Origin of the sequence: Floccifex sp. (assembly GCF_051873555.1) — a bacterium.
Classification (GTDB): domain Bacteria; phylum Bacillota_I; class Bacilli_A; order Erysipelotrichales; family Erysipelotrichaceae; genus Floccifex.
In genome coordinates, this window is sequence record NZ_JBJEEY010000096.1 from 1 (window position 1) to 9,091 (window position 9,091).

Consider the following 9,091-nt stretch of genomic DNA (forward strand, 5'->3'; position numbering starts at 1 on the left):
TAGTATATCCCAGGTAAAAGAGTGGCTTTCAAAATCAAATGATTGTTTAGTGTGATTTATAAAAAATGTGGTTTGTGTAATGTACACAAACCACTTGTTTTTAAATAGAAAAATTAAGTCCTCTTTGTGATTTTTGTTTTACATTTTGGACATGTAACTTCAATAGTTCCTTTTCCTTTGGGAACACGAATAATTTGTTTGCATTGTTTACAACGAAAAACTTTATGTGTTTTTCGATATTGCCATTGTAATTGATAAGGTTTAACAAGACGTAAATAACGGTCGTTTTCCAATTGTCGTGCCACAATATTTCTAGATAAAGTACGATAATTGATATATATCAATAGAATTAAGACCAAAGATGATAAAAGAATGTTTTTGACAAATAATTGCACAACAACTAGAATCAATGCAATCACAAATAAAGCTTGATTGAAGGCATCGTTTCCATATCGTCCCTGCATAAATTGAATCATTTTATTTTTAAACTTGTTCATTGTTTTCTCCATAATCATAATAATAATTTGGCTGATTGTTTGGCATATTTCTTGCTCCAAAGCCAAAGAAAATCGCTTGTAGTAACCACATCACAAATTGAATGACAATAAAATACCATAATATAGAGTGTCTTCTACGATATGTATACGTTCTTTGGTATGTGAACGGATTTCCATAGGAATAAAAAGACTGTTGTGTATGTAAGGCAGAATATACACGCTGATAATCTTGTCGATTTGGTTCTAAGCGAACACATTTCTCAATGGATTCTTTCGCATTCTGGGTATAGCCTAAGCCTATACATGTCACTGCAAATAAATAATACCACCGTGCACTACGAGCATGTATACCAATGGAAGAAAGACGATTGTAGGCTTGTTTATATTCATGTTGCTGAATACAATGAATAATGTCTTGTATTTCAAGTGAATCATTGGGTTCCACTTGTGGCATTTCAATGGTTTGACTTTGCTGGAAAGAATTAAAGAAATCACTGAAATCGCCATAATACGCTTGTTGATATCCCTGATTCGATGTATATGACGAACTCGCTGTTTGTCTATATTTCTCTGGATTTTTTAACATATCATAAGCTTCATTGACTTCATTCATTTTTTGTTGAGCATCGGGATCATCGGGATGCAAATCTGGATGACATTCCTTTGCTTTTTTTCGATACGCTCTTTTAATTTCTTCTTCCGTTGCATTTCGATCAATACCTAAGACGCGATAAGGATCTTGAACCATGTATTCCTCCTATTCTTTTGGACCACTAATTTCAACAGGCTTATTTAAAATATACATAAATTGATCACCTGTAATTGTTTCTTTTTCATATAAATATTTCGCTAATTCATGAAGCTTCATCTTATTGTCTTCAAGAATCTGATACGCATCATCGTGTGCTCTTTGAATCAGCTGAATCACTTCCTGATCAATTTTTGTAGCTGTTTCAGTGGAACAAGCCAAAGAAGCATCGCCACCTAAATATTGATTGGAAGTCGTTTCCAATGCCACCATGCCAAACTGATCACTCATTCCTAAACGCGTAATGCCCATACGAGCTAATTTTGTAGCTTGTTCAATATCATTAGAAGCACCTGAAGTTATAGAATCAAAAATTAATTCTTCAGCACAACGACCTGCTGTTAAAACCATTATACGCTGATAAAGCTCGTCTTTAGACAACAAATTCTGTTGTTGTTCCTCAATTTGCATTGTATAACCCAATGCTCCTTTAGTACGAGGAATAATTGTGATTTTATGTACCGGTGCAGTATGTTTACACTTAGCAGCCACTAAAGCATGTCCAATTTCATGATAAGCAACAATTAAACGCTCATGCGTAGAAATAACAGCACCTTTCTTTTGTTCACCTGCAATGACAATTTCAATAGCTTCTTCCATATCTTTTTGAAGTACTCTTTTACGACCATCACGAATGGCTAATAAAGCTGATTCATTGACAATGTTGGCTAATTCTGCACCAGATGCACCTGCACTGGCTCTGGCAATCACATTAAAATCAATGTCGTCACTGCATTTAATATTTTGTGCATGAAGTTTTAAAATTTCTTCACGACCTCGTAAATCCGGTAATTCCACTGGGATACGACGATCAAATCGACCTGGACGCGTTAAAGCGGGGTCTAAGATTTCATCTCGATTGGTTGCTGCCAATAAGATAACACCTTTTGAACCATCAAATCCATCCATTTCTGCCAATAACTGATTCAACGTCTGTTCACGTTCATCATTTCCAGAAAAACCAGTTCCGTCTCGTTTTTTACCAATGGTATCGATTTCATCAATAAAAACAATACAAGGTGCTTTTTCACGTGCTTGTTTAAATAAGTCACGAACTTTTGCAGCGCCTCGCCCTACAAACATTTCCACAAACTCAGAACCTGAAATCGAAAAGAAAGGAACACCTGCTTCACCAGCGACAGCTTTTGCTAATAATGTTTTACCTGTTCCAGGTGGACCTACTAATAATACACCTTTTGGAAGCTGTGCACCAATTTCTTCATATTTTTTTGGATTTTTTAGAAAATCTACAATTTCAATTAAATTTTCTTTAGCTTCCTCTTGACCGGCTACATCTTTAAATGTCTTACCCGTTTGAATGCCTTCATATACCTTGGCATTGGATTTTGATAAATTCCCAAAACCAAATCCACCTTGGTTAAAAGACATCTGATCACTGTCCATTTTCTTTGTCAGTTTTTTAAAATAAGATGTCAATAATATACCAATAATCACAACAGGAAGCACAAATGTACATAAGAAATAAATCATAGGATTGGTTTGTTTGGGAATGACCTGTTCAAATTCTGCTCCACTTTTATCCAATCGATTAACTAAATCAGGATCATTCATTTGCCCTGTTTGATACGTTTTGTCACTGTCTTCTAGAGTATAATAAATCGTTTCTTCTTCAATTTGAACTTGATCAACTTTCTTTGAATCAATATATGTCAAAAAATCTGAATATGTTGTTTTTTCTATTCTAGAATCACTAATAAATGGTATGACAATAAAGTCAATGATTAATAAAGCAATCATGAAAATGAAATACCATTGCGCAAAATTTCTTTTCTTTTTATTCATATAAAAAACACTCCTTAAATTTGATTTTTATTTTATTAAATAATTAGCATAGAATCAAATAAAGTGCTAATTTCACATAATTTCGCAAGATTTAGCACTGTTTTAGCACTTAATGATATCCCGTTTAGAGAAATACACTGGATTCTAAAATACATTCTTTACCTGGAATTATCATGGAATTTAAATCGATTAAAAAGGATACAGATTTATCTTCATCGGCTATACAAGCACTACAAAATAGATATGAAAGAACATGGAATCAAAGAAATCACAAAGAATTGAAGTGATTGTTTGTTCTGATTGGATAGATTTATACTTATGGTGATAAAAACGGGATATCGATATTTAAATTCACTTCTAAATTAAATGAATTGAAAAAAATTAAAATATGGTATATTCAAATTGAAGATAGAAATATCTTTTATCAAATGTTGTCGCTACTCGATATGCGACTGATAAAAGGTCGAGTTCAAATGTAAAAAGGACTTCATCACAAGATGGTGGAGTCCTTTTGTTAGAAAGAGAAATAATGAAAACAGGAAGATTTTATTATATAGAAGATCAATATTTTATTTTCCAGATGAGAAATTAATGAAAAATAAGGAAATGGTAAATGGAGTTGTTCACGATCGCCCGTGTTTTTTCGCTTTTGAAGATAATAGAACAGGTTTATTTTGGCTAATTCCATTTTCATCGCAAGTACAAAAATATAAAAAAATATATGCACATAAAATTTCAAAATATGGCTTTTGTAACACTATAATGTTTGGTAAAGTATTAGGACATGAAAAAGCATTTTTATTGCAGAATATGTAAAGAATGAATATTTAGATCGAAATGGAATTCCGGTTCGTGTCCCTGGAAATTTTGAAGAAATATTAATAAAAAATGCTAAGAATATATTAGATAAACAAAGACACGGTGTTTCACTTATTTTTCCAGATGTAAAAATGATAGAAACCGAGCTATTAAAAAACAATTCAAATGAAGTGTGACTATTCTTTTCCCTTAGATAAAATTGAACGAATCGCATCAAATAAATAGGGTTTATATTCTTCCATTGGAAGAGGTCTCTTTCTTAATATCGCATCATAACACGTACTTCCTGCTAATTCGACAATCATATATAATATAACGCCTGGTTTTTCATAATGAAAATTAGCTTTTTTGGCTTCCTGGCTAAAACGCTGTACCAAGTCAAAAGAATCTTTATCAATGGCTTGATTTAAAGTGGTTTGAAATAATCCGACCGATAAATTTTTTTGTAGAAAATTTAGTGTTGAAGGATTGGATTGAAGTTGTAAAATCACTTGATTGATGATAAAAATGACACGATCTTCAAAATCACGAATATCATTGGATTCTAATTCCTGAATTGCGAAATCAAATAAAGAATGTGCCTGTCTGGCAATAAGTACATCTCGAATTTCATATTTATCCTTAAAATATAAATAAAACGTACCCTTGGCAACACCTGCTTTTTGAACAATATCACTAACCGATACAGTATGAATTTCTTGTTGAGAAAACAATTCAAAAGCAGCTTGTAACAAACTCTGTTCTTTTTGTTTCTTATTTTCAATCACTTTATGTTTCATGTCTCCATTATACATGAAAATGACCGCTTGTCCTATCAAAAAACATACACGGTCACTTAAAAAATGAAATAAATTAAAATAGATGACGAACAGTCAGAAACTAAAGATTCTTAGCATCCTTTTTGTTGAATAACTTTCTTCGCTTGGTTGACTGAACAAATAAATGCTTCATCTCTTCCTTGTTTTCTTCTTGTAAAACATCTCTAAAATGAGAAATAGAATCGATAAATTGATTGATTTCATCCAATAATATTTCTTTATTCAACAAAAACAATTCTGTCCACATATTTTCATTAATTTGAGCAATGCGCGTTAAATCTCTAAAACTATCACCGGTATATTCAACTAAATGTGAATTATCGTGTGTATTCATTAAAGACACGGCAATGACATGGCACAACTGCGATAAAAACGCAATCATATGGTCATGTTCTTCAACTGATAAAATCGCAATGTGATTAAAATGAAGCGTATAAGCCAAGTCATGACAAAACTCAATGGCTTCTTGTGAATTTTTATCAGTTGGAGTGATGATAAAATTTGCTTTTTTAAACATTTCTGTATTCGCATACTCTATGCCACTGGTTTCACGTCCTGCCATAGGATGACACGAAATAAATTCCACATCTTTATCTTTTAATTCATCTTGAATAACATCTACAATATTGGTTTTTACACCACTGACATCACTGATTAAAGTATGATCTTTAATTAAGTGTTTATAAGTCTGAATCCATTTCACCATGGCCGTTGGATACATTCCAAAAATAATGACATCGGCTTGGGAAACAAAGTCATCCACCTCAATTTGACCTTGATCAATCATATCGTGCTCTAAAGCATAATCGATGGTTTCTTGTCTTCTAGCCAGACCATAAACTGTATAACCTTCTTGTTTCAGTCCCATGGCATAACTTCCACCAAGAAGACCTAATCCGACAATTAAAAACTTTGTATCTTTAGAAATCATAACACAACACCTTTCCATGAATTTTTTGAATATCCTCAAAAAAATGTGGATACGACTTGGAAATTGCCTGGGCATCATCTATAATGCATTCACTTTTTGCACATAAACCAAAAACCGTTAATGCCATGACAATGCGATGATCATTATGTCCATAGAGTTCAACAACTTCTGGACAACAATAATTGTCTTTTCCAAAAACAGTAATTGTATCAAATGTACTTTCAATATTGACACCCCATTTTTTTAATTCGGTTTCCATAGCTTCAATACGATCACTTTCTTTTACACGAAGACGCTGTGCATGGATAATTTTTGTTTGATGTGGATAAAAAGAAGCCAGTACACATAGAATAGGACCTAGATCCGGACAATTTGATAAATCAATGCATACATCTTGATTGGTTTTATATTGTTCTAAAATGGAAAGAATGGCTTTATCCCCTTGTAAAGAATTTATATCCATATTCAAACAATCAATAGAGCCATTTAAATACGATAAAACCGCAAAGAAAGCCATCTGAGAATAATCACCTTCTACAACAATATCATTTGAAACATATTCCTGATTTCCTGGAATATGATATGTATTGGAACTTGTTTGTGTAATTTGAATTTGAAATTTTTTTAACATAGAAATAGTTAAATCCACATAGCTCTTTGATTCATAGGGCTCCAATATTTCAATGGTACTATCTTTTTTTAATAAAGGAAGAAGAAATAATAAACCCGAAATAAATTGACTCGAAACATTTCCAGGCATTTTATAAATACCTGGCATTAAACTACCTTGAACTTGAATATTTTCTTTTTGTTCATAAAATAAATTCTGATTCTCAAAAATAGATTCATAAATATCCATAGGACGAGACATCAAACGCCCTTGTCCCTTAAAAGTTACTTTTCCCTGTACCAAACTTGCTAAAGGAACTAAAAAACGAAGCGTAGAACCTGATTCATTACAATTTAAAGTTCGATCACCTGTTTGATTTTCAATAGACGTTCCAATAATTGTACAAGAATGATCTTTCTTTTCAATCTTTGCACCTAAAGCTTCCATACAAGAAAGCGTGGCTTCAATGTCTTTGGAATAATGAATATTGGATACTTCACTTTTTCCTTTTGATAAAGCAGCACAAATAATGGCTCGATGAGCCATGCTTTTACTTGAAGGAATGGAAACACTTCCATGAACATGACTTGGAAAGACTTTTACTTTCATCGCCAACCTCCTGTTGCTCTTTTAGCCATCCATAAATCCAAGATACCAAAAGCTATAATGCTATCGACTACAATGCGAGCTCGATGAATGATACAAGGATCATGGCGCCCCTGAATTGTTAATTTTACATTTTCTTTGGATTGATAATCCACTGAATCTTGTTCCTTAAAAATAGAAGGCGTCGGCTTTACACAAGTATGAATTATTACAGGCATTCCATTTGTGATACCACCATTAATGCCTGCATTGTGATTGGTTTTGGTTTTAATATGATGATCGGTATATACAAAAGCATCATTTGCCTGACTACCTAATAAAGAAGCAAAGCCAAAGCCTTCACCAAATGAAACAGCTTTAACAGCCGGAATACTAAATAATAAATGAGATAAAACACTTTCGACAGAATCAAAGAAAGGCTCTCCAATACCGGCTGGTAAACCAATAATGGCTGTTTCTAAAATACCGCCTACAGAATCTTTATTCTGTGCAACTTCTTCAATCAATGCATTCATTTCTATTGCTTTTTGCTCATTTAAAACCGCAAAATCCAAAGAATTCACATATTGAATCTGCTCTTTTAGTTTCTTTTCATCAAAACTATCATCACAAATTGTATAAACTTGTTTTAAATGTGAACCAATATAAACGCCTTGACTCTCTAGAATTTGAGCACAAATGCTGCCAACTGCTACAATACAAGCCGTTAAACGACCTGAAAAATGACCACCGCCACGATAATCCTGAAAGCCTTCGTATTTTTCAAAAGCTGTATAATCGGCATGACCTGGACGCAAACGATATTGTGTTTTTTGATAATCTTGTGAACGTGTATTTTTATTTTCAATTATGATTGTTAGAGAACTTCCCGTTGTATGGCCTTCAAAAAAACCCGAAACAATATGAACTTGATCCTCTTCATGACGCTGTGTTGAAATCTTTCCCTTAGCTCTTCGCTTATCCATATCTCTTTGAATTCGATTTAAGTCAATATAAATACCGGAAGGAAGACCATCTAAAGTGATGCCAATACAAGGACCATGGCTTTCTCCAAACAAAGTCAATGAAATCTGATTGCCAAAATTATTTTTCATATGGACCTCTTTCTAATATATCTCGAATTAAATTATAGGACATTTCTTCAATTTTATATTGACCTGCTTTTTCAATAGAAATAATAGACACCGTTTTTTCACTGCTTTTTTTATCATGAACAATACAATTCATTAATACATCCACGTCATAATCAGGTACAACAGGCAAGGATAAAGACTCATAAATTTTTAATACACGTTGTTTTAAGTCTTTGTCTTTTATAAAAAACAACATTCCCATGGCTACGCATTCCCCATGATAATAGGTATCTAAGCCATAGGCACTTTCAATGGCATGGCCAATGGTATGTCCGAAATTTAATATTTTACGTAAATGACTTTCTTTTTCGTCTTGTTCTACAATTATTCGCTTTAAATCAATGGAACGAGAAATAATATATTCTAAATCCAATACATCTTGTTCAAAAGCTTCTACTAATTTTTCATCTAAAATCAAACCCATTTTTAAAGCTTCAACCAATCCGTTGTGTTGCTGGCGAATAGATAAAGTAGAAAGCACATCAGGATCAATTAAAACACCTTTTGGCTGATAAAACGCACCTACTATATTTTTATAGGAACCCATATCAATGGCAACTTTTCCACCTACACTTGAATCCACTTGAGAAAGAATAGTTGTTGGAATGTTATAAAAATCAATACCGCGCATATAACTAGCGGCTACAAAACCAGCCAAATCCCCGGTTACACCACCTCCAATGGCAATAATGGCATCTTTTCGTGTCATTTGAAATTGGATGCATTGTTCTAATAAATACTGAAATTGTTGTATGCATTTAGAGTTTTCACCTTGCGGGAATTTAAATACCATGGAATTTGGACATTGACTTTTTACAATTTCAATCCATGTATCAGGAATAAAATCATCACATATAATCGCAATTTTACGATTCGTATCAATCACATCTTGAATATGATAGAGCGCTTTTCTTTCAATTAAAATAGGGTAACTTCTTTCTTTTAAATCTACTATAATTTTCATATTGTTTTCCTCATCTTGTATTAGGTAGTGTCAAAAATCGGCATTTTGATAAAAATACACAACCCTCTAAATTTTTAATATCTTACGGTCTTAACCGTTAAA

General features: G+C 32.8%; 9 protein-coding genes. 1 reads left to right on the top strand and 8 read right to left on the bottom strand.

From position 1 onward, the window contains the following. Positions 1 to 113: 113 nt before the first annotated feature. Genes ACI32A_RS05625 through ftsH form a run of 3 tightly spaced genes read right to left on the bottom strand, consistent with a single transcriptional unit; the run spans position 114 to position 3,108 of the window. Positions 114 to 497 carry a hypothetical protein gene (locus ACI32A_RS05625; protein ID WP_439754060.1) on the bottom strand — a complete coding sequence of 128 codons (384 nt, stop codon included), beginning with the start codon at positions 495 to 497 and terminating at the stop codon, positions 114 to 116. Further along, positions 484 to 1,245, bottom strand: a complete 762-nt coding sequence (locus ACI32A_RS05630; RefSeq protein ID WP_439754061.1) for a DnaJ domain-containing protein — start codon at positions 1,243 to 1,245, stop codon at positions 484 to 486. The genes ACI32A_RS05625 and ACI32A_RS05630 overlap by 14 nt, the downstream gene beginning before the upstream one ends. Before the next feature lie 9 nt (positions 1,246 to 1,254). Next, positions 1,255 to 3,108 (bottom strand): ATP-dependent zinc metalloprotease FtsH, encoded by a 1,854-nt coding sequence (gene ftsH, locus ACI32A_RS05635; protein WP_439754062.1) that lies wholly within the window; start codon positions 3,106 to 3,108, stop codon positions 1,255 to 1,257. 564 nt (positions 3,109 to 3,672) lie between these two features. Here ftsH and cptIN point away from each other — a divergent pair. After that, a complete protein-coding gene (gene cptIN, locus ACI32A_RS05640; protein WP_439754068.1) occupies positions 3,673 to 3,924 on the top strand; it encodes a type III toxin-antitoxin system CptIN family toxin in 252 nt (83 codons plus the stop codon). A gap of 179 nt (positions 3,925 to 4,103) precedes the next feature. On the opposite strand, the gene ACI32A_RS05645 is transcribed toward cptIN, so the two are convergent. From ACI32A_RS05645 to aroB, 5 genes are all read right to left on the bottom strand, one after another. Continuing rightward, complete coding sequence (locus tag ACI32A_RS05645) at positions 4,104 to 4,706, bottom strand: TetR/AcrR family transcriptional regulator (protein ID WP_439754063.1); 603 nt, start codon at positions 4,704 to 4,706, stop codon at positions 4,104 to 4,106. 100 nt (positions 4,707 to 4,806) lie between these two features. Beyond that, a complete protein-coding gene (locus tag ACI32A_RS05650; protein ID WP_439754064.1) occupies positions 4,807 to 5,676 on the bottom strand; it encodes a prephenate dehydrogenase in 870 nt (289 codons plus the stop codon). Continuing rightward, positions 5,666 to 6,895: a 3-phosphoshikimate 1-carboxyvinyltransferase gene (gene aroA / locus ACI32A_RS05655; RefSeq protein ID WP_439754065.1), complete on the bottom strand. Its 1,230-nt coding sequence runs from the start codon at positions 6,893 to 6,895 to the stop codon at positions 5,666 to 5,668. The genes ACI32A_RS05650 and aroA overlap by 11 nt, the downstream gene beginning before the upstream one ends. Then, the gene (gene aroC, locus ACI32A_RS05660; RefSeq protein ID WP_439754066.1) at positions 6,892 to 7,986 is read right to left on the bottom strand and encodes a chorismate synthase; all 1,095 of its coding nucleotides are present in this window, start codon (positions 7,984 to 7,986) and stop codon (positions 6,892 to 6,894) included. Before aroC ends, aroA begins: the two co-directional genes overlap by 4 nt. Continuing rightward, positions 7,976 to 8,989, bottom strand: coding sequence for a 3-dehydroquinate synthase (gene aroB, locus ACI32A_RS05665; RefSeq protein WP_439754067.1), 1,014 nt, complete (start codon positions 8,987 to 8,989; stop codon positions 7,976 to 7,978). Before aroB ends, aroC begins: the two co-directional genes overlap by 11 nt. Between the last annotated feature and the right edge of the window lie 102 nt (positions 8,990 to 9,091).

Bases quoted from the DNA above. Each gene is read 5' to 3' on its own strand.
- ACI32A_RS05625 (WP_439754060.1), bottom strand. From the start codon at position 497: ATGAACAAGTTTAAAAATAAAATGATTCAATTTATGCAGGGACGATAT.
- ACI32A_RS05630 (WP_439754061.1), bottom strand. From the start codon at position 1,245: ATGGTTCAAGATCCTTATCGCGTCTTAGGTATTGATCGAAATGCAACG.
- ftsH (WP_439754062.1), bottom strand. From the start codon at position 3,108: ATGAATAAAAAGAAAAGAAATTTTGCGCAATGGTATTTCATTTTCATG.
- ACI32A_RS05645 (WP_439754063.1), bottom strand. From the start codon at position 4,706: ATGAAACATAAAGTGATTGAAAATAAGAAACAAAAAGAACAGAGTTTG.
- ACI32A_RS05650 (WP_439754064.1), bottom strand. From the start codon at position 5,676: ATGATTTCTAAAGATACAAAGTTTTTAATTGTCGGATTAGGTCTTCTT.
- aroA (WP_439754065.1), bottom strand. From the start codon at position 6,895: ATGAAAGTAAAAGTCTTTCCAAGTCATGTTCATGGAAGTGTTTCCATT.
- aroC (WP_439754066.1), bottom strand. From the start codon at position 7,986: ATGAAAAATAATTTTGGCAATCAGATTTCATTGACTTTGTTTGGAGAA.
- aroB (WP_439754067.1), bottom strand. From the start codon at position 8,989: ATGAAAATTATAGTAGATTTAAAAGAAAGAAGTTACCCTATTTTAATT.